23 protein-coding genes are annotated in these 25,345 nt (G+C 60.3%); 20 read left to right on the top strand and 3 right to left on the bottom strand.

The genetic code is table 11. The features are described from left to right. Positions 1–70: 70 nt before the first annotated feature. From hutI to hutH, 4 genes are read left to right on the top strand one after another with little or no spacing between them, the layout of a single operon-like run. Positions 71–1,306 carry an imidazolonepropionase gene (gene hutI, locus AB5Y73_RS11890; protein WP_181497661.1) on the top strand — a complete coding sequence of 412 codons (1,236 nt, stop codon included), beginning with the start codon at positions 71–73 and terminating at the stop codon, positions 1,304–1,306. After that, positions 1,299–2,261, top strand: coding sequence for a formimidoylglutamase (hutG, locus tag AB5Y73_RS11885; protein WP_107682242.1), 963 nt, complete (start codon positions 1,299–1,301; stop codon positions 2,259–2,261). The genes hutI and hutG overlap by 8 nt, the downstream gene beginning before the upstream one ends. 53 nt (positions 2,262–2,314) lie before the next feature. Next, entirely contained in the window at positions 2,315–4,024 is a 1,710-nt protein-coding gene (gene hutU, locus AB5Y73_RS11880; RefSeq protein ID WP_107682241.1) for a urocanate hydratase, read from the top strand. Between the two features lie 4 nt (positions 4,025–4,028). Next, positions 4,029–5,561, top strand: coding sequence for a histidine ammonia-lyase (hutH, locus tag AB5Y73_RS11875; protein ID WP_107682240.1), 1,533 nt, complete (start codon positions 4,029–4,031; stop codon positions 5,559–5,561). A 145-nt stretch (positions 5,562–5,706) separates the two neighbouring features. Here the strand turns inward: hutH and AB5Y73_RS11870 are convergent, their stop codons facing one another. Then, positions 5,707–6,804 carry a calcium:proton antiporter gene (locus AB5Y73_RS11870; protein ID WP_005357691.1) on the bottom strand — a complete coding sequence of 366 codons (1,098 nt, stop codon included), beginning with the start codon at positions 6,802–6,804 and terminating at the stop codon, positions 5,707–5,709. A gap of 310 nt (positions 6,805–7,114) precedes the next feature. Further along, positions 7,115–8,641 carry an EAL domain-containing protein gene (locus tag AB5Y73_RS11865; protein WP_107682239.1) on the bottom strand — a complete coding sequence of 509 codons (1,527 nt, stop codon included), beginning with the start codon at positions 8,639–8,641 and terminating at the stop codon, positions 7,115–7,117. 504 nt (positions 8,642–9,145) lie between these two features. Here AB5Y73_RS11865 and AB5Y73_RS11860 point away from each other — a divergent pair. Next, on the top strand, positions 9,146–11,074 hold the full coding sequence (locus AB5Y73_RS11860; protein ID WP_181294841.1) for an EAL domain-containing protein: 1,929 nt from the start codon (positions 9,146–9,148) through the stop codon (positions 11,072–11,074). 76 nt (positions 11,075–11,150) lie between these two features. On the opposite strand, the gene AB5Y73_RS11855 is transcribed toward AB5Y73_RS11860, so the two are convergent. Beyond that, positions 11,151–12,074 carry a 1-aminocyclopropane-1-carboxylate deaminase/D-cysteine desulfhydrase gene (locus AB5Y73_RS11855; RefSeq protein WP_107682237.1) on the bottom strand — a complete coding sequence of 308 codons (924 nt, stop codon included), beginning with the start codon at positions 12,072–12,074 and terminating at the stop codon, positions 11,151–11,153. Between the two features lie 87 nt (positions 12,075–12,161). Here AB5Y73_RS11855 and AB5Y73_RS11850 point away from each other — a divergent pair, with 87 nt between their 5' ends. The 15 genes from AB5Y73_RS11850 (at position 12,162) to AB5Y73_RS11780 (ending at position 25,318) form a co-directional block, all read left to right on the top strand. Further along, positions 12,162–13,025 (top strand): MSHA biogenesis protein MshI, encoded by an 864-nt coding sequence (locus tag AB5Y73_RS11850; protein WP_107682236.1) that lies wholly within the window; start codon positions 12,162–12,164, stop codon positions 13,023–13,025. Further along, positions 13,025–13,618, top strand: a complete 594-nt coding sequence (locus AB5Y73_RS11845) for a PilN domain-containing protein (protein ID WP_107682235.1) — start codon at positions 13,025–13,027, stop codon at positions 13,616–13,618. The genes AB5Y73_RS11850 and AB5Y73_RS11845 overlap by 1 nt, the downstream gene beginning before the upstream one ends. Then, positions 13,618–14,265 (top strand): MSHA biogenesis protein MshJ, encoded by a 648-nt coding sequence (locus AB5Y73_RS11840; protein ID WP_107682234.1) that lies wholly within the window; start codon positions 13,618–13,620, stop codon positions 14,263–14,265. The genes AB5Y73_RS11845 and AB5Y73_RS11840 overlap by 1 nt, the downstream gene beginning before the upstream one ends. Next, positions 14,258–14,587 (top strand): MSHA biogenesis protein MshK, encoded by a 330-nt coding sequence (locus tag AB5Y73_RS11835; RefSeq protein WP_005342886.1) that lies wholly within the window; start codon positions 14,258–14,260, stop codon positions 14,585–14,587. The genes AB5Y73_RS11840 and AB5Y73_RS11835 overlap by 8 nt, the downstream gene beginning before the upstream one ends. A 70-nt stretch (positions 14,588–14,657) precedes the next feature. Then, a complete protein-coding gene (gene mshL, locus AB5Y73_RS11830; RefSeq protein ID WP_107682233.1) occupies positions 14,658–16,397 on the top strand; it encodes a pilus (MSHA type) biogenesis protein MshL in 1,740 nt (579 codons plus the stop codon). A gap of 92 nt (positions 16,398–16,489) precedes the next feature. After that, entirely contained in the window at positions 16,490–17,380 is an 891-nt protein-coding gene (locus AB5Y73_RS11825; RefSeq protein WP_107682232.1) for an ExeA family protein, read from the top strand. Continuing rightward, positions 17,377–18,471, top strand: a complete 1,095-nt coding sequence (locus tag AB5Y73_RS11820; RefSeq protein ID WP_162895413.1) for a tetratricopeptide repeat protein — start codon at positions 17,377–17,379, stop codon at positions 18,469–18,471. The genes AB5Y73_RS11825 and AB5Y73_RS11820 overlap by 4 nt, the downstream gene beginning before the upstream one ends. Before the next feature lie 74 nt (positions 18,472–18,545). Next, the gene (gene mshE / locus AB5Y73_RS11815; protein WP_005340025.1) at positions 18,546–20,255 is read left to right on the top strand and encodes an MSHA fimbrial ATPase MshE; all 1,710 of its coding nucleotides are present in this window, start codon (positions 18,546–18,548) and stop codon (positions 20,253–20,255) included. Between the two features lie 3 nt (positions 20,256–20,258). Further along, on the top strand, positions 20,259–21,479 hold the full coding sequence (locus AB5Y73_RS11810; RefSeq protein WP_107682231.1) for a type II secretion system F family protein: 1,221 nt from the start codon (positions 20,259–20,261) through the stop codon (positions 21,477–21,479). 88 nt (positions 21,480–21,567) lie between these two features. Next, positions 21,568–22,029, top strand: a complete 462-nt coding sequence (locus tag AB5Y73_RS11805; protein WP_107682230.1) for a hypothetical protein — start codon at positions 21,568–21,570, stop codon at positions 22,027–22,029. A gap of 77 nt (positions 22,030–22,106) precedes the next feature. Beyond that, positions 22,107–22,778, top strand: a complete 672-nt coding sequence (locus tag AB5Y73_RS11800; RefSeq protein ID WP_005348617.1) for a prepilin-type N-terminal cleavage/methylation domain-containing protein — start codon at positions 22,107–22,109, stop codon at positions 22,776–22,778. A 14-nt stretch (positions 22,779–22,792) separates the two neighbouring features. Further along, positions 22,793–23,293, top strand: coding sequence for a prepilin-type N-terminal cleavage/methylation domain-containing protein (locus AB5Y73_RS11795; protein ID WP_107682229.1), 501 nt, complete (start codon positions 22,793–22,795; stop codon positions 23,291–23,293). A gap of 48 nt (positions 23,294–23,341) precedes the next feature. Then, positions 23,342–23,842 (top strand): prepilin-type N-terminal cleavage/methylation domain-containing protein, encoded by a 501-nt coding sequence (locus tag AB5Y73_RS11790; RefSeq protein WP_107682228.1) that lies wholly within the window; start codon positions 23,342–23,344, stop codon positions 23,840–23,842. Next, entirely contained in the window at positions 23,829–24,389 is a 561-nt protein-coding gene (locus AB5Y73_RS11785; protein ID WP_107682227.1) for a prepilin-type N-terminal cleavage/methylation domain-containing protein, read from the top strand. The genes AB5Y73_RS11790 and AB5Y73_RS11785 overlap by 14 nt, the downstream gene beginning before the upstream one ends. Beyond that, positions 24,389–25,318 carry a PilW family protein gene (locus AB5Y73_RS11780; protein ID WP_181294840.1) on the top strand — a complete coding sequence of 310 codons (930 nt, stop codon included), beginning with the start codon at positions 24,389–24,391 and terminating at the stop codon, positions 25,316–25,318. The genes AB5Y73_RS11785 and AB5Y73_RS11780 overlap by 1 nt, the downstream gene beginning before the upstream one ends. The last annotated feature ends 27 nt before the right edge of the window (positions 25,319–25,345 follow it).

Raw genomic sequence — 25,345 nt, 5'->3', positions numbered from 1 at the left:
ATGTGAATTTCGCTCTTTCTTTCGTCATAGAGATCGACTATAAGAATATGTATATACATTTGAGGTCGCTATGAACAAGGAACTGTTGAACTGCGAGCGTGTCTGGCTCAACGTAATACCCGCCACCCTGAATGATGAGCTGGCCGACTACGGCCTGCTGCCGCTCCACGCCATCGGCGTGAAGGATGGCAAGATCCATGCGCTGGTGCCGATGGCCGAACTGAAGGGGCAGTATCCCGCTCACTGGCATGATATGCAGGGCAAGCTGGTCACCCCCGGCCTTATCGATTGCCACACCCATCTGGTCTTCGCCGGCAGCCGTGCCGAAGAGTTCGAGCTGCGTCAGCAGGGAGTGCCCTATGCCGAGATCGCCCGTCGGGGCGGTGGCATCATTAGCACGGTGCGTGCCACCCGTGCCGCCAGCGAAGAGCAACTGTTCGAGCTGGCGCTGCCGAGGGTGACATCCCTGATCCGCGAAGGGGTCACTACGGTGGAGATAAAATCCGGCTATGGCCTGACGCTGGATGACGAACTCAAGATGCTGCGGGTGGCCCGTCGACTGGGAGAGGCGTTGCCGATCCGGGTCAAGACCACTCTGCTGGCGGCCCATGCGGTGCCGCCGGAGTATCGCGACGATCCCGACAGCTGGGTCGAGACCATCTGTCAGGAGATCATCCCGGCCGCCGCCGAGGCGGGTCTGGCCGATGCGGTAGATGTCTTCTGCGAGCACATCGGCTTTTCGCTGGCCCAGACCGAGCAGGTCTATCTGGCGGCGGATCAATACGGCCTGCCGGTGAAGGGGCATATGGATCAGCTCTCCAACCTCGGTGGCAGCAAGCTGGCCGCCAACTTTGGCGCCCTCTCGGTGGACCATCTGGAGTATCTGGATCCGGAAGGGATCCTGGCGCTGGCCCACCGTGGCGTGGTCGCCACCCTGCTGCCCACCGCCTTCTACTTCCTCAAGGAGACCAAGCTGCCGCCGGTTGCCGCGCTGCGCAAGGTGGGGGTGCCGATGGCGGTCTCCTCCGACATCAACCCGGGCACGGCCCCCATCGTCTCGCTGCGGATGGCGATGAACATGGCCTGCACCCTGTTTGGCCTGACCCCGCTGGAGGCCATGGTCGGGGTGACCCGTCACGCCGCCAAAGCACTTGGCGAGCAGGATCGCCTTGGTCAGCTCAGGGTCGGCATGGCAGCCGATTTCCTGATCTGGCACTGCGCCCATCCGGCCGAGTTGAGCTACATGGTCGGCGTCGATCAGTTGGCAGGCCGCATCTTCAACGGCGAGGAGACCCTCCATGGATAAGTTCAACCCGATCGACATGGCGCTCTGGCAGGGGCGGCAGGATCCGGAAGATGGCGAACTGGCCCTGCGCTGGCATGACAAAGTTCTGCCTTGGCAAGAGGCGCAGCCCTGGGCTGCCGGGGCACAAGAGGCTGCTGGTGTAGTGCTGCTCGGCTTTGCCTGCGATGAAGGGGTTCGCCGCAACAAGGGGCGTGTCGGTGCTGCCGGGGCGCCGCTGGCGGTGCGCAAGCTGCTGGCCAACACCGCCTGGCACCTGAATCTACCCGTCTACGATGGCGGGGATGTGAGCTGTACCGATGGCAATCTCGACGCCGCCCACGGCCATCTGGCCGAGCGGGTCGCCGCTGCGCTCGATCTGGGCCACTTCCCGCTGGTGCTGGGGGGCGGCCACGAGGTGGCCTTCGGCAGCTGGAGCGGCCTTAACCGTCATCTGGGCGGCAGTGGCAGGGTCGGCATTATCAATTTCGATGCTCACTTTGACCTGCGCATGAAGCAGGAATTGGCAAGCTCCGGCACCCCCTTCTTCCAGATCGCCGAGCAGTGCGCCGCTCAGGGCACGCCGTTTCACTACGCCTGCCTTGGGGTGGCCGAGACAGCCAATACCCAGGCGCTGTTTGCACGGGCCGACGAGTTGGGGGTCTGGTATGTGAAAGATGAAGCCATGAGCGAGCGTGCTCTGCCCACCTTGCTAAGCGGACTGGATGCCTTTATCGCCGATTGTGATCACCTATATCTGACCATCGATCTCGATGTGCTGCCCGGAGCCGTGATGCCGGGAGTGAGTGCCCCCGCCGCCCGTGGCGTGGAGCTGGCGGTGATCGAACCACTGCTCGCCCATATCCGGGCCAGCGGCAAGCTCAGGCTTGCCGATCTGGCCGAGTACAACCCGACGCTGGATCAGGACAACCGCAGTGCCCGCGTGGCCGCGCGACTGGTTCATCTGTTGACCCGTTAACCCTTTGGCCGCCCGTCGCCGAAGGCACCCTATTGATACAACAAGGAGTGTGTATGTCTGTGCAACAGCAGGATCCCCGTCATGATCCGAACCGCGTGATCCGTGCCCCGCGCGGCACTGAACTGACCGCCAAGAGTTGGCTCACCGAAGCGCCGCTGCGGATGCTGATGAACAACCTGGACCCCGAGGTGGCCGAGCATCCCCAGTCGCTGGTGGTCTATGGCGGCATCGGTCGCGCCGCCCGCAACTGGGCCTGCTTTGACAAGATCGTCGAGGTGCTGACCCGGCTCGAGGAGGATCAGACCCTGCTGGTGCAATCCGGCAAGCCGGTCGGGGTGTTCCAGACCCACAAGGATGCGCCGCGGGTGCTGATTGCCAACTCCAATCTGGTGCCGCACTGGGCCAACTGGGAGCACTTCAACGAGCTCGATAAGAAGGGCCTGATGATGTACGGCCAGATGACCGCGGGTTCGTGGATCTACATCGGCACCCAGGGGATCGTGCAGGGCACCTACGAGACCTTCTTTGCGGTGGCCAATCAGCACTTCAACGGCGAACCCAAGGGGCGCTGGATCCTGACCGGTGGTCTCGGCGGCATGGGCGGCGCCCAGCCGCTGGCCGCCACCATGGCCGGCTTCTCGATGATCGCCGTGGAGTGCGACGAGACCCGCATCGATTTTCGTCTGCGCACCCGTTATGTGGACAAGAAGGCCCACAGCCTGGATGAGGCGCTGGCCATGATCGAAGAGGCCAAACGCAGCGGCACCGCCATCTCCGTCGGTCTGCTTGGCAACGCCGCCGACGTCTTTGCCGAGCTGGTGGCCCGAGGCATCACCCCGGATGTGGTGACCGACCAGACCTCCGCCCATGATCCGATCCACGGCTACCTGCCGCAGGGTTGGAGCGTTGCCAAGTGGCGCGAGCTGCAGCAGAGTGCCCCGCAGGAGGTGAATCTGGCCGCTCGTCGCTCCATGGCCCGTCAGGTGGAGGCGATGCTGACCCTGCAGGCTCGCGGTGCGGCGACTCTGGATTACGGCAACAACATCCGTCAGATGGCGCTTGAGGAGGGGGTTGCGAACGCCTTCGACTTCCCCGGCTTCGTCCCCGCCTACATTCGCCCGCTGTTCTGCGAGGGGATTGGCCCGTTCCGCTGGGTGGCCCTCTCCGGCGATCCGGAAGATATCTACAAGACCGATCAGAAGGTGAAAGAGCTGATCCCCGATGATCCTCACCTGCACAACTGGCTCGACATGGCTCGCGAGCGCATCGCCTTCCAGGGCCTGCCGGCGCGGATCTGCTGGGTCGGGGTCAAGGATCGGGTACGGCTCGGCCTGGCCTTCAACGAGATGGTGAAAAACGGCGAGCTGAAAGCGCCCATCGTCATTGGCCGCGACCATCTGGATTCCGGCTCGGTGGCGAGCCCGAACCGCGAGACCGAGTCGATGATGGATGGCTCCGATGCCGTCTCCGACTGGCCGCTGCTCAACGCCCTGCTCAACACCGCTGGCGGCGCGACTTGGGTCTCCCTGCACCACGGCGGTGGGGTCGGCATGGGCTTCTCCCAGCACTCCGGCGTGGTGATCGTCTGTGATGGCTCCGATGACGCGGCTCGCCGGGTCGGTCGGGTACTGCGCAACGACCCTGCCACCGGGGTGATGCGTCACGCCGACGCCGGCTACGAGATTGCCATCAACTGCGCCCACGAGGCGAAACTGGATCTGCCGATGATTGACGGCGCCAACGGTGTCAAAGGAAAGGTATAACACCATGTTTGAATTGACTATTACCCCGGGCGAGCTGGATCTTGCCACCCTGCGCCGCGTCAGCCGCGAGCCGGTACATATTGCACTGGATCCGGCGGCGTTGCCGGCGATCCACGCCTCCGCAGCTGTGGTTACCAAGGTGATCGAACAGAACCGGGTGGTGTATGGCATCAACACCGGCTTTGGCCTGTTGGCCAACACCCGCATTCCGGTGGAGCAGCTGGACGAGTTGCAGCGATCCATCGTGCTTTCCCATGCGGCAGGGATTGGCGAGTACATGGATGACGCCACCGTGCGGCTGATGATGGTGCTCAAGCTCAACTCGCTGGCGCGGGGCTTCTCCGGCATCCGGCTGACGGTGCTTGAGGCCCTGATGACCCTCATTAATGCCGAAGTCTATCCGGTGGTGCCGAAGAAGGGATCCGTCGGTGCCTCCGGCGATCTGGCGCCACTGGCCCATATGAGCTGCCTGCTGATCGGGGAGGGCAAGGCCCGCCACAAGGGCGAGCTGATCGACGCCGCTACTGCGCTGAAAATTGCCGGGCTCGAGCCCATCGCACTGGCGCCGAAAGAGGGGCTGGCCCTGCTCAACGGCACCCAGGCGAGCACCGCCTTTGCGCTGGAAGGGCTGTTCCATGCCGAGGATCTCTACGCCGGTGCCATCACCATCGGCGCCATGAGCGTGGAGGCTGCGCTCGGCAGTCGCCGCCCGTTCGATGCCCGCATCCACGCGGTGCGCGGTCAGCGCGGCCAGATCGACGCTGCCGCCTGCTATCGCCACCTGCTGGTGGATGGCAGCGAGATCGGCATGTCCCATCACAACTGCGAGAAGGTGCAGGATCCCTACTCATTGCGCTGCCAGCCGCAGGTGATGGGGGCCTGCCTGACCCAGATCCGTCAGGCCGCCGAGGTGCTGGTGTGCGAGGCCAATGCGGTCTCCGACAACCCGCTGGTGTTTGCCGATGATGAGGAGATCATCTCCGGTGGCAACTTCCACGCCGAGCCGGTGGCCTTTGCGGCTGACAATCTGGCGCTGGCCATCGCCGAGATCGGCTCCCTTTCAGAGCGGCGGATGGCACTGCTGATCGACTCTCGGATGTCCGGTTTGCCGGCGTTTCTGGTCAACAACGGCGGGGTGAATTCGGGCTTTATGATCGCTCAGGTCACCTCGGCGGCGCTAGCCTCTGAGAACAAGACCCTGGCCCATCCCGCCTCGGTGGATAGTTTGCCCACTTCCGCCAATCAGGAGGATCACGTCTCCATGGCGACCTTCGCCGGTCGTCGATTGGCTGACATGGCGGAGAATACCCGCGGCATTCTGGCAGTCGAACTGCTGGCGGCGGCACAGGGGCTCGATTTCCGCGCGCCGCTGCGCAGTACCGAGCTGATCGAGCTGGCCAAGGGACGACTGCGGGCAGAGGTGAGCTTCTACGACAAGGACAGGTACTTCGCGCCGGATATCGAAGCGGCCGCCGCCCTGCTGGGCCGTGCCAGCTACAACGACCTGATCCCGGCCGGGGTGCTGCCCAGCCTGTAAGCCTTGATCACCCTTCTCCCCTGGCGGGAGAAGGGTGGGGGATGAGGGGGAAGCCGCTTCACAGGCGCCGGTGAGAGCCGGGAGCAGATGACAAAAGACCGCCCAATCGGGCGGTCTTTGCGTGTCTGACGTTGGTTGAACGCGGTTATTCGTGTTCGAACATCAGGAACAGATAAACCACGAACAACACCAGATGGGTCGCACCATGGAGCACATTGGTGCGGCCGCTGCTGAAGGTCACTTTACAGACCATCAAGGTCGTGACCAGCAGCACCATATCGGCGGGGGAGAGGCCGAGGCGTACCTCCTGACCCAGCATGGAGCCGATAAAGAGCACGGCAGGCACGGTGAGGGCGATGGTAGCCAGCACAGATCCGAAGTAGAGGTTCATTGCCCGCTGCAGCTGGTTGTTGAAGGCGGCCTTGATGGCGCCGACTGCTTCGGGGGCCAGCACGATGCAGGCCACGATAAAGCCGCCCAGTGCGGCGGGCGCGTCCATCACATGCACCCCGTAGTTGATGGGGATGGCCAGGGTCTTGGCCAGCAGGATTACCACCAGCAGGTAGGCGAGCAGCAGGATGGTGTGATAGACGTTGCTCTGCAGCGGGCCGTGGTGCTCCTCGTAATCCTCGTGATCGCTGTCGACGAAGAAGTGGCTGTGGCTGCGGGTCTGGATCAGCAGAAAGACCCCGTAGAGCAGGATCGAGATGATGATCAGCATCCACGACATGGCGCGCGACATACTGCCGATTGCACCACCCTCGGTGAAGTTGGGTAGCACCAGACAGAGCAGGGCCAGCGGGATGATGGCCACCAGATAGGATTTGACCCCGTCCAGATTGAAGCTCTGGGTGTGGTAGCGCCAGCCGCCAAACAGCAGGGTGAAGCCCACCAGACCGGTACTCACCAGCATCACTACCGCAAACATGGTATCGCGGGCCATGGTGGGGTTGGGCTCGCCGGTCAGCATCACCGAGGAGATCATCACCACCTCCAGCGAGATGACCGATAGGGTGAGGATCAGGGTGCCGAAGGGCTCGCCCAGCTTGATGGCGAGGGCATCGGAGTGGCGCACCACCGAGAAGATGGCCCAGGTGACGATGGCCAGTAGTGCCGCCGAAACAGGAAGATAGATCCCGAGCGGAGTTGTCTCTGTCAGCAGGTCACTGCCCAGGGTCTTGAAAAAGAGCAGGGTCAGCAGGCCAACGGGCAGGGCAATCTCTTGCCGGATAACTGTCTTCATAGGCAATGGTTCTCTATTGGGGGTCTTGATGACCGGATGACATAAACAGGCTGCACGGTTATCGGTTGCGCAATAACCGGCTCCTTATGATAAAGGTTGTTATCCCCGTCAGGGCAGATCATTTTGTTGCTGAATGTAAATAAGGGGTGGCAGGAGACGGTTTGATTTCACCATGGAGCCAGGCCTGGGTCTGCAGGGGGATTTACCCGCCTGATGGCCGGGCTGGGTTACGGCGCTACCGCCAGCATCAACCTGATGATGTCGAGCCGCTGGCCAAACCGTTTCACGGCCAAATCCTGCCATCTCTGTGTTAGCTGGCCTTCTGGTGTTGCAACTGCCACTCCCGTTGCCAGTGGGTCAGTATCTTCAGCGGCATGGGTTTGCCGAAGAAGTAGCCCTGGATCAGATAGACGCCGTGCTGGCTCAGATAGTCGACCTGCAGCTGGCTCTCGACCCCTTCGGCGATCATCTCCATGCCCGATTCCCGACCGAAGACGATGATGGCATCCAGTACGCTGCGCTTGAGGTCGTTGGTGCCTATGGTATCGACGAACATCTTGTCGATCTTGATCTGGCGGATCCCCAGGCTCTGCAGGTAGGCAAAGCCGCCGTAGCCGGTACCGAAATCATCCAGCTTGAAGTGATACCCCATCTGTTGCAGCAGGGTGATCTCCTCGGTGGCCGCCTTGATGTCGAGGATCGGCTTGCGCTCCGTCAGCTCGAAGGTGAGCCGGGTGGGTGAGGGGTTTTGGCTGTGAGCGAGCAAGGTGCGCAGCAGGGGCTGCTCGATATGGGCCGCCACCAGATTGACGCTGACCCACTGCTCCGGTGCCAGCTGCGGCAGGTCAGTGATCACCTGCTCCAGCAACTGTTCGGTCATCGGCAGGATCAGTCCCTGCTCCTCTGCATATTCGATAAAGGTGCCCGGGGGGATCAGCTCGCTTCCCCGCTGCCAGCGCAGCAGCGCCTCGAATCCCACCACTTGATGGGTACGGGCATCCACTATCGGCTGGTAGAGGGGAATAAATTCCTTGCGTATCAATCCTGTTTGCAGCAGTCCCTTGAGGGAGCGCCGATAGCTGCGCAGCAGCCAGTATGTGACGCTTAACAGGGCACCGAGCGCGATACCGAACCAGAGACCGTAGTGATTGAGTTGGTCATGGGCATATTGCTCCAGCGCTTTTCCCGCCCAGACCGTCTGTTTGGTGAGTTCATTGGGATCGAAGAAACTGAGGCTGATATTGCTCTCTTCCTGTTTGATCTCCTGGTCGCCACGGGGAAAGTGGACTGTGCTTGCATCGGTATCCTGTCGGCTGAACTCCAGATAGAAGCAGTGGCTGCAGGGGTGTTGCAGCAGGTCGTGGCTCCAGCTGTTATCCAGCACCCAGTAGGCGAGGTTGTCGCCGGATCGGTAAAAGGCCACCAGCTCCTGTTCGGTATTGTATTTGGCCACTGTAGCGGTAATCCCCAACTTGCCAAACTTCTGCCCGCTATTCTGGAGCTCTTTGATCAGCGGGATCTCCACCCCCAGGCTGGAGCAGCTGTTGCCGGAGGCGAGCTCCAACCCTTGCAGGCGGATATGAGCGCTGTAGAAGCGCGGATCGCGCAGCAGCTCCATGTCTTTGGCGCCGCAGTTGAACTCAAATTGTGCCAGTTGTTTGTTGATGGCGGCATCCAGCTCCCGGTGACGTACGGCCATGGCTCCCTTGAGCTCGGCAACCTTCTCTTCCAGCAGATGAAAGGCCATCGGCTTGGCAAACCACAGGCCGAGAAACTGGCTGCCCACGACAGGCAGGACGAACAGCAACAGAGCGATCCAGACGGGTGATTTACGCAAAGGAAGTACCTGCCAGTTTCATGAGACACAAATGGACTTTGCCATCATAGAGCATTAGTGCAATCAATTTGAGTCCGAGTTGTCACACTTGTTGATTGATTTTTTAACTACATGATTTTAAATGTTTTTATTATTAACTTTGGCTAGATTCAATCGCTGACCTGTCATAAATGACAATTGCTCAGCTTATCCGAACTGCATTAGAGTAGCCCTGCGGTTTGACTCACCGTGTGTTCAATACTCCTGTATCTGTTTTTTGTCAGTAGCACAGAGTGTTAGTTTTGATATGAGTGTTCCTTTTGGTCCCCTTTGAGGGACCATTTTTCTGTCTGTCATCCCGCCCTTTCCCGCGTCTGCAGCCCGTCATCCTTGGTATTCTCCCTCTGCTTTGGGTTATGCTTGCCCGCTTAAATTGCAGAAGCGGGATCTTCATCCATAGCTGTGGCCCGATCGCCGCTGCTACCATGAGGCGACATGGATGATGCTGGGCATACGGAAAGGCGCATGAAACTCACTACACAGCTTGTCTCATTTATCACCCTTTGCGTGATCGCAGCCATGGCGACCGTGCTGATTGGCGGGGTGTTCAGCTTTCGCGAGCTGGGCATGGAGTTGCAGCAAAAGAAGGTCGATGCGCTGGTCGAAGTGATCGACAAGCAGCTCGATGTTGCTCACGACATGGAAGATATGAGCCACTGGCTGCCTACCCTGCTGCGGGCTGCCCATGTGGTAGAGCTGGAGGTGCGCCAGAATAACCAGCGGGTCTACTGGTTCCGCGATGTGCGCAATCCGGTCGACGAGCAGATGCTGGTGCCATACAGCCACCCGCTGCCCCATCAGGCCGGCATGCAGGCCAACTTCAAACTGGAGCGCCCCTTCAAGGAGGCGGAATACTCCATCAAGGCGATGTCCGGCATCTCGCTGGGCATCTTTATCGTGGTGTTCGGTCTCTGGTACTCCATCCGCTGGCTGCGCCAGCAGTTGCGCGGGGCCGAGCTGCTGGGCATTCGCGCCCAGCTGATCCTCGATGACAAGCTCTCCAAACTGAGTCATGACCCCGCTGAAGAGTGGCCGGTGGCCGCCAGTCAGGCCCTCGATCATCTGCTCGCCGAGCTGGCGGATGCCCGCAAGGAGCGCAGCCGCTTCGACAACTTCATTCGCAGTAACGCCTTCGTCGACAAGATGACCGGCATCGGCAACCGGCTGTTTTTCGACAACCGGCTGGAGAGCGCCATCATGGAGGCGAGTGTGATGAGCGGCGGCGTGCTGCTGATCGATCTCGCCTGTCTGGAGGAGCTGGAGGCCGATCAGTTCGAGTTGCTGGGGCACGATTTGATGATGGAGGCGAGCGCCACCATCGGTGCCTTCGTGCGCAAACATAACGGCGCCCTGCAGGCCCGCTACGCCGGTCAGGTTTTTGCGGTGTTGCTGCCCAATATGTCCGAGAGCGAGATGGTGGATAGCGCCAGCCAGCTGCTCAAGAGCCTGCAACGGCTGCATTGGCCGCAGGAGGTCAACCCGGAGACTGCGGTCTATCTCGGCGCCGTCTGTTATCAGGCAGAAGACAGCCTGCTCAAGGTGCAGGAGGAGGCGGAGCTGGCCCTCAAGAGCGCCCGTCTGCAAGGGCACAACGGCTGGTTCCTCTACGAGAAGCAGCTGGATGAGGAGCAGAGCAGCAAGGGCACGGTACGCTGGCGCACCCTGATCAGCCGCCGTCTCGAAGAGCACGGCATCGAATTTTACACCCAGCCGATCCAGCAGGATCGGGGGCAGGTGGTGCTGCAGCAGGAGTTGCTCACCTATCTGCACGACGAGCAGGGGCGTGCCCTGCAGGCGGGTATTTTCATGCCGATGGCGGAGAAGGTGGGCTTGTTGCTGCAACTGGATCGGCTGGTGGCGGAGCAGACCCTCACCCTGCTGCGCCAGCGCTCCGAGCAGAGCTGCCCCATCAGCCTGACCCTCAGTGCCCAGAGCCTGCTCAACCGCGAGTTCCAGCGCTGGCTCTTCTTCGCCCTGTTCCAGCTGCCGCGCAGCACCAACGAGCGGTTGATCCTGCAACTCTCGGAATCCCAGGTGACCCGCCACTTCGAGGCGCTCAAGCGGCCGCTGCGCTCCCTGCGGATGCTGGGCTGCCAGCTGGCCATCGATCATGCCGGTCAGGATGTGGTGAGCACCCAGTACATCAAGGAGTTCGAGATCAATTTCCTCAAGCTGCACCCCAGCCTGGTACGGGAGATCCATGCCCGTCAGGTCAACCAGATGGCGGTCCGCAGTCTGGTCGGCGGCTGCGCCAATACCCGCACCCGGGTGCTGGCAGTGGGAGTGGAGAGTGGCGACGAGTGGAAGATGCTGCGCCACCTCGGGGTGCATGCCGGGCAGGGGCCCTGGTTTGCCGAGCCCCAGCGGCTAGTGCTGGAACCGGCTGGTGATTGAGATAAACAACAGAGGGTCGCCTTGGGGCGACCCTCTGTTGTTTGCGATGTTGTTTGCGGTTGCCGTCAGGCGGGGATCACAGTCGCCCCTGCTCCCGCAGCCCCGCGAGCCCTTGCATGCCGCCAGTGTGGATAAAGACGATTTTGCTGCCGGTGGCGATGCGGCCTGCCGCCAGCTCGCGAAACAGACCCCACATTGCCTTGCCGCTGTAGATAGGCTCAAGGGGCAGATCGGTTGTGGCGCTGAAATCCTGCACCCACTGCCAGAGGGTCGGGCTGAACTTGGCATAGCCACCATCGTGGTGATCGAGCGCGATGCGCCAGCCGGGGATATGGGCAGCCGCGGGATGGAGGCGACACACCTCGTCAGCGATAAAGCCGCCTCCTTTCAGTACCGCAATGGCGAGGATCTGCTCCCGATCCCGTTTGCCAGCGATCAGGCCCGCCAGAGTGCCGCCGCTGGCGCAGGGCAGTACCCAGAGATCCGGCGAGAAGGGCACTTCGCTGACCAGTTCCGCCACGCCGGGTATGGCCAGCGGGCTGCTGCCCCCTTCCGGCACGATCAGGGTATCGGGGGCATCGAATTGGGCCAGCCAGTCGGGATCCTGCCGTCGCCGGTAACTCTGGCGGTCGACAAAAACGAGAGCCATGCCCCAGCGCTGGGCATCCCGCAGGGTAGAGTTACTGACGGCGTCATATTCGCCCCGTATGATACCGGTAGTACGAAGACCAGATTGGCACCCCGCTGCCGCCAGCGCGTGGATATGATTGGAGTAGGCGCCGCCAAACGAGAGCAGATGCCGTTTGCCGTGATCTTTGGCATGCAGCAGGTGGTACTTGAGCTTGCGCCACTTGTTGCCGGAGATGGCTGGATGGATCAGATCATCCCGCTTGCACCACAGCTCGACACCATAGCGGGTCAGCAACGGATGGTGGAGGCGTTGCAGGGGGGAAGGGAGGATGGCTTGACCCTCTGATTCGGCGGAAAGGCTGGCTTGCAATGGTGAGTCCGTCTTTTAATCTGGAGGCTAATCTGCTGTTTATGTTAATATTTCATACATTTAATCACTATTGATGGGCGGGCTTACATGAAACAACTGTTCAGACGGTCGACGCCAAGCCGCCAGGTCGGGCTCTTGCTGGCCAATGACAGGATCATGTTGGCTGCGGTGGGCAATCCCCCCGTCTTCGCGACGCGCACCATCAACGGCCCACAGGAGTGGGCAGTGGCCATGAACGAGCTGTTCAGCCGCCATGGGCTGGCCAAGTCTACGGTGCGGGTGGCCCTCGCCGCCAGCCTTTATCAACAGATCCAGATCGACAAGCCCGCCGTGCCTGACGCCGAGATGGCGGGGGCGCTTCCCTGGGCCATCAAGGACTATGTCAGCGAACCCGTACTGCAACTGGCGATGGATTATGTGGACTTGCCCACCCCGCCTGCCGGTCGCCCGCGCATCAATGTGATCTGCCTGCCCAAGAGCCGGGTGCAACAGCTGGCCGATGCCATCAACGGCATCGCCACCCTGCAATCCATCATCAGTGACGAATTGGCGCTCACCTCTCTCTATGACGCTGACGAGACGGTGCGCATGCTGCTGTGGCAGCCCAAGGGGCAGGATCTGCAACTGCTGGTCTTCCATCAGGGCGGGCTCTGCTTCTCTCGCCAGCTGCGCGGTTTTACCAGCCTGACTGGCGAACATGAACCGGAGAGTATGTTGCTCGATTCGCTGGCGCTGGAGATCCAGCGCTCCCTCGACTATCTGGCGGGCCAGCTGAAATTGCCCGAGCTGGGGCAGATGCAGTTTGCCGTCGCCTCGCCCTTTATCGGTACCCTGGTGCGTCACATGGAGCAGACCTTCGGCTTTGCCGTCTCCGCCATGGCCAACAAGGCGATCCTGGCCGGTGTCGAATACCTCTCGGCCTACGCAGCCGCCATCGGGGAGGATGCGTGATGAAACGTCAGATAAACCTCTATGGCGCCGAGTTTCGCCCCAAGCGGCAGTGGGCCAGCCTCAATCAGATGGCGCTGGTATGGGGCTTTGCGCTGCTGCTGATCCTGTTGACGGGTGTCGGTTACAGCTGGCAGCAGCAGCAGGTCAGCCGGGAGCTGGCGCAGCGCTCTGCCGAGCTGGAACTCAAGCGCAGCGAGGCGCAGCGGCTCGATGCCGAGCTGGCGCGCCATCAGGCAGATCCCCGGCTGCAACAGCAACTGGTCAACAAGCAGGATGAGCTGACAGCCAAGCAGGGACTGATGCGCCAATTGGGCAGCCTGACCCTGCAAAAATCCCAGGGCTACGCCAGCGTGATGGCGGATCTCTCCCGCATTCGCAACAGCAACCTCTCGTTGCAGCGCATCGAGATCAACGAAGGGCGGATCAACCTCTCCGGCTTTGCCGGACGCAGTCAGGATGTACCGGCCTGGGTCAACCGCTTCAAGCAGACCCCGAGTCTGGTAGGCAAGGAGTTTGGTGAACTGACCCTCGGCCGTGACAAGGAGGGTCGCCTGACCTTCCAGTTGAGCGGCATTGTGCGGGAGAAACCCTGATGAATCTGAAAGCACAATGGCAGGCATGGGGCCAGCGTATCGCCCTGTTGAGCCAGCGGGAGCGGGTGTTGATCCTGCTGACTGGTCTGGTGCTGCTGGGCGCGGCCGGACTCTACGGCTGGCTCGATGGCGCCGATACCCGCCTGCAGCAGGATCGCATGGCCCTGAGTGCCGCCGAGCGTGACCTCGAGATCATGGAGTTGGAAAACCTCGGCAAACAGGCCCGGCTCAAGCGGGATCCCAATCAGGGAGTTCGCGACCAGCTGGCGCAAGTCGAGGCGGATCTGGCCCGGATCGACGATGAGCTGAAGGCCCAGACCGTTGATCTGATCCAGGCGCACGAGATGCCGCTGGTGCTGGAGGCGCTGCTCTCCCGCTCCGCCAATCTCCATATGCTGGCCCTCAGTTCGCTGGAGCCTACCCCGCTGATGGCGGGGGAGCAGAAGGTCAATCTCTACAAGCATGGTATCCGGCTTCAGCTTGAAGGCGGCTATTTCGATGTGTATCAATATCTTAAAGCGCTGGAAGCCTTGCCGCGACACTTTTACTGGAAGCAGTTCGACTATCAGGTCAAAGCCTATCCCGGCGCGGTGGTGGAGATGGAGATCTACACCCTGAGTACCAGCAAGGAGTTTATCCGTGGCTAGAGTGTTTGCGTTGTGCTGTTGCCTGTTCAGCTTGCTGGTACAGGCGGAGCAGGTCGAGGTATTGCAGGATCCCACCGCGCCGCTGGCTGATGTGGCGGTTGGCGCCCGTGCGACCGGCGAGAGCAGTGCCGGTTTGCCGAAGCTGCAGAGTGTCGTCTTGGGCAATGGCCCGGCACTGGCGGTACTCAATGGCAAGAGTTATCGGGTCGGGCAACAGGTGGACGGCTATACGCTGGTGGCCATCAATGCCGATGCCGTGGTGCTGGAAAAGGCGGGAAAACGCCATGCGGTAACACTGTTTGCCAGCAAGATCCGGGTTTGAGTCGTGCTTGCCTCTCGAGAGGTGAATCGGCTTTATCGAGTTTAATTGCAAGTCAGGGTGCCCTAATTACATGAAAAAACACCGTCTCTGTCTGATCACCGTGGCCATGATGGCTGCAGGCTGTACCACGTATCAGCACCCCGAGCCGACCCAGGCGAAGGATGCCCTCAAACAGGCCATGAACGAACAGCAGAAACAGGCTGCCCCTCTGACCGCGTTGCCCAAATCGGTGCAAAGTGAATTGCTGCAGCTGAACCGGCCGCAGATGCCGGTCGGCATGCCGGAGAAGCGGCTGCGTATCGCGGCTCACGACGTGGAGGCGGTGGAGTTTTTCGGTTCCCTGTTCAAGGGCTCCCGCTACAGCGTGGCGGTTCACCCCGGGGTGGCCGGGCTGGTCTCCGTCGAGCTCAAGGATGTGACTCTGCCAGAGGTGCTGGCGGTGGTGGGCGACATGTACGGCTTCGACGTGCAGCGCAAGGGCAATGTCTTCCATATCTATCCGGCGGGTCTGCGCACCGAAACCATCCCGGTCAATTACCTGATGATGTCCCGTCGTGGCCTCTCCCGCACCTCGGTCAGCACCGGCGGGGTGACTTCTAGTGAGAACAACTCAAACAACAGCGGGTTGAATTCCAACAGCAATACCGAAATATCATCTAGCCAGAATGGCACAGGTATTTCGAGTAATACCAATACTCAAACCACATCGAATGGTACCCAGATTGAGACTGATACCAACAGTGATTATTGGACCGACCTACGTGACACTTTGCAAACACTGATTGGAAATGGTGATGGTCGGGCTGTCATTACCAGCCCACAGGCAGGCTTGGTCACTATTCGTGCCTATCCGAAAGAGCTAAAAGCAGTCCGTGAATTCCTGACTCAATCCGAAAGCCATTTAAAACGTCAGGTCGTACTCGAAGCGCGAATTATGGAAGTAGCTCTTAGTGAAGGTTATGAGCAGGGGGTAGATTGGAGCGGTTTGACAGCTAGTTGGGATGGAAATAAAGGTATTCCCAAGGTTGCTCAACCTAAGCTGGTGGCTCCGGGGGCTACTCCAGAGTACAACTTGCTGAATGGAGGAGGATCCCTTGGCGAGAGTCTGGTTGGTGCAGTAAATCCCATCTTTAACGCAATTGGTGGAGGGGCTGGTTTCACTATTACTGACGGCAACTTTAACGTGGCGGTCAACTTGCTCAAGACTCAGGGGGATGTGAATACCCTCTCCAGCCCCCGCGTCACTGCGACCAACAACCAGAAGGCTGTGATCAAGGTCGGGACGGACGAGTACTTCGTCACCAATGCGACGACGACGATTACCTCAACCACAACAGGGACTGAGCGGACGCCAAATGTTGAGTTGACCCCCTTCTTCTCAGGTATCGCGCTGGACGTAACGCCACAGATCGATGAAGAGGGCAAGGTGTTGCTTCATATCCATCCGTCAGTGATTGATACCGAAGAACAAAACAAAACCATCGATCTGGGCACCACGGGAGGCAAGATGACCCTGCCGCTCGCCAAGAGCTCGATCCGCGAGTCGGATACCGTGGTGCAGGCCAATAACGGTGACATCATCGTTATCGGCGGCCTGATGAAGACCGACAAGCAGGAGATCGTCAGCAAGGTGCCGTTGCTGGGGGATATTCCCTGGGTGGGCGAAGCCTTTACCAACCGTCGCGAGAGCACCAAGAAGGTGGAGCTGGTGATCATGCTCAAACCGACCGTGGTGGAGAAAGATACCTGGCAAAACGAGCTGCAACGCTCCTCCGAGCTGCTCGACAAGTGGTATCCGGCCAAGGGCTGACCCATGACACCAGATGCGGTCACCCTTATCCCGAACGGCCTGTGCTGCCTTGCCAGCACAAGCTGCTTGCTTGCCGTGGCAGGTGAGGTCTCATGTACCTGACCCACTTCGGCCTGCAGGAGGCACCGTTCAGCCTCACTCCCAATACCGGCTTCTACTACGGCCTGCCGCCTCACGAAGAGGCGCTGCAGGTGCTCAACTGGGCGCTGGCGCAGGGGGAGGGCTTTATCAAGGTGACCGGCGAGGTGGGTACCGGCAAGACCCTGCTCTGCCGCAAGTTGCTCAGCGAGCTGGGTTCGGAAGCGCGTCCGGTGCGGCTTGCCTGGTTGCCCAATCCCCATCTCACTCCGGCCGAGCTGCGCATCGCGCTGGCGCTGGAGTTGGGGTTGGCGGTACAGGATCAGAGCGAGCTGGATCTGACCGATCGTATCCATCGTCACCTGATCAGCCTGCACCAGCAGGGCAGCAGGGTGGTGGTGCTGATCGACGAGGCGCAAGCGCTGCCGGACGAGACGCTGGAGGCGATCCGCCTGTTCGGCAATCTCGAGACCGAATCGAGCAAGCTGCTGCAGATCGTGCTGTTCGGCCAGCCGGAGCTGGATACCAGACTGGCCAAGCCGCATCTGCGCCAATTGCGCCAGCGGATTGGCTTCTCCTACTGCCTGCGGCCGCTGCGTTTTGACGAGACTCGCGCCTATCTGGAGCACAGATTGCAGGTCTCCGGTTACCGCGGGGCACCGCTGTTTGCTGGTCGCGCCATGCGTCTGTTGTGGCGCGCATCGCGAGGGATCCCGAGACTTATCAATATCCTGGCGCAGAAGTGCCTGATGCTGGCCTATGGTCAGGGTGTGCGTCAGGTCGATAGCCGTCTGGTACGGCTCGCCATTCGCGATACCGACGATGCCAGCCGCTTTGCGCCACGGCGCTGGTGGCCCCTGTTACTGTTGCTGGGGTGCGCCCTGGCTTATGGAGTCTGGCCATGAGCGTTATCAACCAGATGCTGAAAGATCTGGATCGGCGCCAGCAAGGATCCGAAGGTGCTGCCGTCTATATTGCCCCTGCGCGCCAGCAGGGATGGTGGATGTTGCTGCTGACCCTGATCTGCGGTCTGGCACTGGGGATCCTCGGTTGGCGAACCTGGATCTACTGGCAGCAGACCCATACCGTGACGGCTGCCAGTGAAGTGCTAGCTCCCGATGCGGTGACTCCCGATGTGGTGGCAAGGGCCGCCGCACCAGTCAGCCCGCCCGAGCCGGTCGAGGTGGCGGCAGCACTGCCGCTGCCAAGTCAGGATGAGGTGAATGATGAGGCAGGCGAGAGTGACTCGGATGGCATGGCCGACGGTGCGCCCTTTGATGCCTCCAGCGAGGTCGATGAGCGGACCCCTAGCGATGAAGAGCTGCAGCCCGAGCTCTACGCCGAACTGGCGGCAGAGCAGCAGGCCGTCGCCAGCGCGCCTCGCAAACCGAGCGTATTGAAGATCGAGACGGTGGAGCTTTCGGCCAAGGAGCTGGCGGCGCTGGCGGAGCGCAAGGCGACTACCGCCATGGCCAAGGGAAGCCTGCGGGATGCGCAGGACAACTACTATCAGGTGCTGGCCCACGATCCCTACAATCAGGGGGCGCGCGAGCAGCTGGCGGGGCTGCTCTACGGCGAGGGCCGTCTGACCGAGGCGCGTCAGCTGCTGGAGGAGGGGATCCGGCTCGATCCCCAGCAGGCCGATTTTCGTCTGCTACTGGCCCGCCTTGCCATCAGCGAGGGGCAGCAGCAGCAGGCGCTTGGCTGGCTGTCCGGCTATCAGCCGGATCTCGCCAGCAACATGGACTACTACGCCACCTGGGCCGGACTGACTCAGGAGCTGGGCCAGAATGCCGATGCTGCGGCGCTCTATGTGAAGCTGCTGCGTCAGCAGCCGGATCAGGGCCGCTGGTGGCTTGGCCTCGGCGTGGCCGAGGATGGTCAGGGTCACAGCCAGCGGGCGCTCGATGCCTATCGCAACGCCCTGCTGCACGGCAATCTCGGCGAGGCATCGACCAACTGGCTGGAACAACGAATTGGCCAACTAACCCCTTGATAAACCGCAGGTTCGATTAGCGAAGCGGAATCGGATGCGGCAACGGGTGTGAAGTAACAGAGATCGGAGCAAACATGGCACAACCCAGACTGAAAATGCGCCTCGGCGACCTGCTGGTACAAGAGCAGATCATCTCTGATGATCAGCTGCAGCTTGCCCTGCAGCAGCAGCGTCAGACCGGCCGCAAGCTGGGCACCACTCTCATCGACCTCGGCTTTATCAGCGAGGTGCAGTTGTTGCAGTTCCTCGCCCGCCAGCTGGATGTGCCCTTCTTCGATCTTAACAACCTCACCATCGACGCCGCCGCGGTGCCGCTGCTGCCTGAAGTGCAGGCGCGCCGCTATCGGGCGCTGGCGGTCAACCTCACCGACGACAAGGTGACGGTGGCGATGTCGGATCCTGCCGATCTGAGCGCACTGGATGCCATCGCTGCTCTCCTCAGCCCGCGCATCATGGTGCTGGCGGTGGCGCGGGAAGGGCAGCTGCTGGAGTATTTCGACCGCCTCTATCGCCGTACCCGCGAGATTGAGAGCTTCGCCGAACAGCTGCAAGAGGAGTATCAGGACTCCGGCTTCGAGCTGGGCTCCAGCAATCTGGGGGCCAATGACGAGGGGGAGGCGACGGTGGCCAAGTTGCTGCGCTCCCTGTTCGAGGATGCGGTGCAGGTGGGGGCGTCAGATATCCACATCGAGCCGGACGAGAAGGTGCTGCGCATTCGCCAGCGGATCGACGGCATCCTCCACGAGAACATCCTCAACGAGGTGCGGATCGCCCAGGCGTTGGTGCTGCGCCTCAAGCTGGTGGCGGGGCTCGATATCTCCGAGAAGCGCTTGCCGCAGGATGGCCGTTTCAACATGAAGGTGCGTGGTCGCGATGTGGATGTGCGGATGTCCACCATGCCGGTGCAGTATGGCGAGTCGGTGGTGATGCGTCTGCTGGATCAATCCTCCGGCATCCTGTCGCTGACCGAGACCGGGATGCCGCCTGAGATCCTGACCCGTTTCCGTCGTCAGCTCAAACGGCCACACGGGATGATCCTGGTGACCGGTCCGACCGGTAGCGGCAAGACCACCACCCTTTATGGCGCACTCTCCGAGCTCAACCAGTCCAGCAACAAGATCATCACGGTAGAAGACCCGGTGGAGTATCGTCTCTCCCGCGTCAATCAGGTGCAGGTCAACCCAAAGATCGGCCTCACCTTCTCCAACGTGTTGCGCTCCACCCTGCGTCAGGATCCGGACATCCTGCTGGTGGGTGAGATGCGGGACAACGAAACGGTGGAGATCGGTCTGCGTGGCGCCATCACAGGCCACCTGGTGCTGACCACCTTGCACACCAACGATGCGGTGACCAGTGCCTTGCGTCTTATCGACATGGGGGCGCCCGGCTATCTGGTGGCGAGCGCTCTGCGAGCGGTGGTCGCCCAGCGGCTGGTGCGGCGGGTATGTGAGCACTGCGTCGAGGAGAAGGCGCCGGACGAAGGGCAGGCCACCTGGCTTACCGTGCTCTCCGGCGAGGCGCCTGGCCAACACACCTATCACAAGGGCCGAGGTTGCCAGAGCTGCAACTTTACCGGTTATTCCGGCCGGATCGGGGTCTACGAGCTGCTTGAGCTGGATCAACCGATGATGGATGCCCTGCGCCGCAACGATGCGGAAGGGTTCGCCAAGGCGGCCCGTCAACACGAACACTACCGGCCGCTTGCCCTCACTGCCCTCGATTATGCCCGTCAGGGGATCACCTCGGTGGATGAGGTGCTGCGACTGGCCGAGGATCTGGGGTAAGCGATGGCTAACTTTGCCTACAAGGGGCGTGACAGCCAGGGTAACGCGACCAGTGGCGTGGTCGAAGCGGCCAACGAGATGGCGGCCGCCGAGCAGCTGATGCGCCGCGGCGTGATGCCCACCGAGCTCAAACCGGGCAAGGCCAAATCCGCTGCCATCGACTGGTCACTGTTGCTGGAAGGGGGCGTCAAGCTGGACGAGCTGGTGATCTTCAGCCGCCAGATGTATGCCCTGACCCGGGCCGGGATCCCGATCCTGCGCGCCATCGCCGGGCTGGAGGAGAGCACTCACAGCAAGCCGCTCAAGCGGGCGCTGCACTCGCTGGGGGAAGATCTCGGCAATGGTCGCCCGCTCTCCAGCTCGATGCAGGCGCACCCCAAGGTATTCAGCAGCCTGTTTGTCGCCATCATCCATGTGGGTGAGAACACAGGTCAGCTGGAAGAGGCTTTTTTGCAGCTCGCCAACTATTTCGAGCTGGAGCTGGAGACTCGCAAGCGGATCAAGACCGCGATGCGCTACCCCAGCTTCGTGATGATCGCCATCGGTATCGCCATGGTGATCCTCAATATCATGGTGATCCCGGTGTTTGCCGGCATGTTCGCCAAATTCGGGGTGGAGTTGCCGCTGGCGACCCGCATTCTGCTCGCTACCTCACACTTTTTTGTCAACTATTGGTGGCTGCTGCTCGCTATTCTGGCGGGGATGGTGTTCGGTTGGCGCCGCTGGGTTGCCACCACCAAGGGCAAGCTGACCTGGCACCGTTGGCAGCTCAAGTTGCCGATCGTCGGCACTATCATAGAGCGCTCCCTGCTGGCCCGTTTTGCTCGCAGTTTTTCCATGATGCTCAAGGCCGGCGTGCCGCTGAACACGGCGCTGACCCTGGTGGCCGATGCGGTGGATAACGCCTATATGGCGGGGCGGGTACGGGATATGCGCGCCGGTATCGAGCGGGGCGAGAGCCTGCTTCGCACAGCCAGCAGCAGCGGCCTGTTTACCCCGCTGGTGACGCAGATGATCGCTGTGGGTGAGGAGACCGGTCAGGTCGATGACCTGCTACACGAAGCGGCCGAGTATTACGAGCGGGAGGTGGATTATGACCTCAAGAGTCTCACCGCCCGCATCGAGCCGATTCTGATCGGGATCGTGGCAGTAATGGTGTTGATCCTGGCGCTGGGTATCTTCACGCCTATGTGGGACATGATGCGCGCAGTTCGCGGCAAGTAATCTTGCTGGAACTGGATATCTTCACGCCTGGGTGGTGGGACATGATGCAAGCCGTAAGAGACAAGTGAGCGGTGGAGTCGAGGGCTGGATGAACAGACAGACGCAGCAGGATGATCGCTGGCTGACCGGATATCGGCGGATCGCCGTGATCATCCTGTTGATGGTGATTGTGGCGACCCTGGTGCGCAGCTATCAGGGCCACCGGGAAGAGGCGCAGCAGCTCACTCTCACCTTGCTGGGGGAACAATTTGCCGAGCGGGCACAGCGTTTGCACGGCATTTGGCTCGATGAGCGGCGCCCGCAGACACTGCATGCCGCCGGCAAGGGGTGGCAGTTTGATGCCCGAGGGTGGCCCTTGGGGCTGGTGCCGCTGCAATCTCCTTCGGAAAATTGCCGTCAGTTGTGGCTGGCACTGATGGGTGAGACGAAGGGGGGCATGCCTCCCCTGCAGGTTCTGGCCCGCCCCGATGGCAGTGGTTGCGAGATGGGGTGGGATGGTTATTGGCTGATTTATCAGTTTTCTGACGGGCGGGTGATGAAAAAGCCTTGAATGAAACTAATCATATGACCCAACTACATGATTTTTTTGGGCCTGCATGAAATAATGTGGGGCATTACGGAGGGAGCATGACAATGAAACCAATGGCACCAACAATGCCGGAAAACGGGATGAGAAGACGGTCTGCCGGCTTTTCCCTCATTGAGCTGGTGATCGTTATCGTGATCCTAGGGATCCTGGCGGTGACTGCACTGCCGCGCTTTCTCGATGTGACTGACGAAGCGAAGAAGGCCAGCGTGGAAGGGGTCTCTGGCGGTTTTGCTACCGGCGTTTCGCTGGTGCGGGCGCAATGGGAGGCGGAAGGTCGCGCCAAACAGGACAGCCTCAATACCGTGCTCTATGACGGCAGCCGCTTCTATCTGACCACTCCGACCGATACCCAGATCAGCAACGGCGAGCTGTCGCCTGGCTATCCCATGGATACCGTTGCAAGCGGTAATCCCGATGTGGATCCCGCTAATCTGACCGCCGAACGTTGTCTCAATATTTGGGAGGGGTTACTGCAAAACCCGCCCAAGGCTACGGCCAGCTTCAATGAAGTGCGCGGTAGCGGCAATGACCTGAAATACTATGCCACAGTGAGCAGTAATGGACTGGATTCGGTCTGCCGTTACTATTTGGTCAATAGTTTGAGTAAGGGCAGTGATGGCAAGTATCAGGATCCGCAAGGCAAGACTGATGCATTTATGAGTTTCAGTTACCGTCCGGCGTCCGGTCAGGTGACCACAAATATTAATTAACAGAGGAAAGTGAAATGAAAAAACAGGCGGGTTTTACCCTGATCGAACTGGTTATCGTGATCATCATTCTGGGTATTCTGGCGGTCACCGCTGCACCCAAGTTCCTGAATCTGCAGGATGATGCCAAGAAGGCCGCTGCAGATGGTGTACTTTCGGGTATCAGTAGTGCAATGCAACTGGTTTACAGTAAATCTGCTCTTGAAGGGGAAGAGAAGGCTGAGAAAACAGATAATCCAGCGCCTTCAGTAGAATCTGCAGGGGGAGTTGTCGCCACTCACTTTGGGTATCCGACTGCAGCCTCGGCTGGCATTGAAAAGGCAATTAGCCTTGATGGAGCTTGGAAAGGTGAGATTCTTGATGATAAATCTACACCACCTACCTATCAATTCTATTCAACAGATAAGGATGGTAATGCAGTTAATAGTTCCCCTTGTGTAATCTACACCGAGGCCAGTAGTGCAACGGCTGCTGCCATGGTCAAAAAAGGTGAGGTTACTGGCGGTAAGTGTGCTTAAGCGGTTGATCAAAAGCGAGGCTTAAGCCTCGCTTTTACTATGACGGGCATGAATAATCCAAAACCTGCCACCAAAGGCTTTACCCTGATTGAACTGGTACTGGTGATCCTGTTACTCGGGATTCTGGCCGCCTTTGCCGTGCCCAAATGGCTGGGCAAAGGCGGCTTTGAAACTCAAACCGTACGTGACGAGCTGCTGACCCGCTTGCGGCTGGTGCAGACCGTCAATATGCATGAGCCCGCCAACCGCTGCACCCAGCTGGTGCTTGCCTCCCCCCATTTTGCCCACCGTACTTATGCAGCGTGTCCCGCCAGCGATGATCTGAGCAGTGGCTGGACCGACAATCTGCGCAGCCGTGGTCGGCTGGTGACCCCCTCTGCCGGTATGTCTATCTCCCTCAAGAACAGCAACAACTTCGTGTTGCGCTTCGATCAGATGGGCAGACCGCTAGGCAGCTGCGCCACCGGTTGTACCTTGCTGGTGAGTGATGGTCGCGAAACCAGCCGTATCCAGATTGAGTCAGAGGGATATATCCATGAGATCCCTTAAGCGTGGTTTCACCCTGATTGAGCTGATCGTTGGCATCGTGCTGCTGGCGGTGGCCTTGACCGGCATTTTGGGGTTGCTTATTAATCAGGCGCCGCAGGCGGTAGACCCGGTGCAGCAGGTACGCGCCGCCCAGCTGGCCCAGCGCCTCTCCGGCGAGATCTTGCAAAAGTCGTTTGATGAACATTCGGATCATAACGGTGGTCGTTATCGTTGTGGCGAGCAGGTGGCAGGGGTGACCATCTCTTCCTGCTCCACCAGTTATGGTCCGGATGGCGAGCCCGCATCCTATGCCTATAACGATGTGGATGATTTCGATACCGTAGGTAACTGGGTGGATGCCAACACGCTGACTCAGACTGCGATGGGAGTCAGCAGCGAGGAGTATCGCAACTATCAGGTGAAAATTGCGGTGAGTGGAGCCGATTTCAGCGACGGCACCTTCAAGAGTTGTGTCGCCCCCTGCTCTGTGGGCAAGCGTATTGATCTGCAGATCAAGCTACCGGATCAGAGTGTGTTCGACTTCTCCTTCTACCGGGGGAACTACTGATGGATCGCTCTGCTGTTGGGGGTTGCCTCTCTACCAGAATATCCGCGCCCCTAGCCAACTCCGGCGCCAGATTAAGCCTGGCGGCCAATCGAACCGACCGCAAACCTCGGGGTAACCGTGGCTTTACCCTGGTCGAGCTGGTGATGGTCATCCTGCTGCTCGGGATTATGGCGACCTTTACCAGCCAGTTTATCGGTATCGGTACCCAGATTTATGGCGATGCCAGCAGCCGTGAGCAACTGATGAGCGATGCCCGCTTCGCCATGGAGCGGCTTAACCGCGAATTGCGTGATGCGGTGCCGGGCTCGGAGCGGATCGAGACTACTGGCGGGACATGGGACGACACCGGTGCCTGTTTGCGGTTCTGGCCCATCAGCACCTCCAGCCGCTATCTGGCACTTAACCGCGCCATGTCTGGGAGCACGGCCACCCTTGAGCTGGTAATGGCGACCCCGGCTTCTGCTGCCAATCCGCTGGATGTGGATGCCACCGCCGTTAAAAAAGACGATCAGCTGATTGTATTCCCCGTGCCGGACAAAAATGTCAGTTCTCTTACGGCAGGCTGCGATTATGGCCGTTGTGTAGCCAGGGTTACCGATGTTCTGACACCCGTATCCGGAGCACAAACTATCCGCTATACCAGCACCGAGAGTCTGACTGGCCTCTCTCCCGGCAGCCGGGTCTACTTTGCCAACCAGCAGGTTCGCTACTGTGTGGAAGGAAACACGCTGACCCGTGCCACAGCCCCCATTGGAGCACCCTTACCTGCACAGGGCGTGTTGATGGCGGATTCCCTTCGTATTGGCACCTTCTATCGGGAAACCTCGGCGTTTAACGCCGAAGGGGAGTTTGGCATGCGCTTTGTCTTCGAGCGCAAGGGGGAGTCGGTCACCTTCAACCACAAGATAGAGGTGTTCAATGTGCCCTGATCCACAGGCTTTCGGACGGATGCGAGG

Origin of the sequence: Aeromonas sp. s7(2024), assembly GCF_040907825.1 — a bacterium.
Lineage (GTDB): Bacteria > Pseudomonadota > Gammaproteobacteria > Enterobacterales > Aeromonadaceae > Aeromonas > Aeromonas veronii.
The sequence above is the reverse complement of the archived record's forward strand: the minus strand, read 5'-3'. Positions and strand labels throughout refer to the sequence as shown.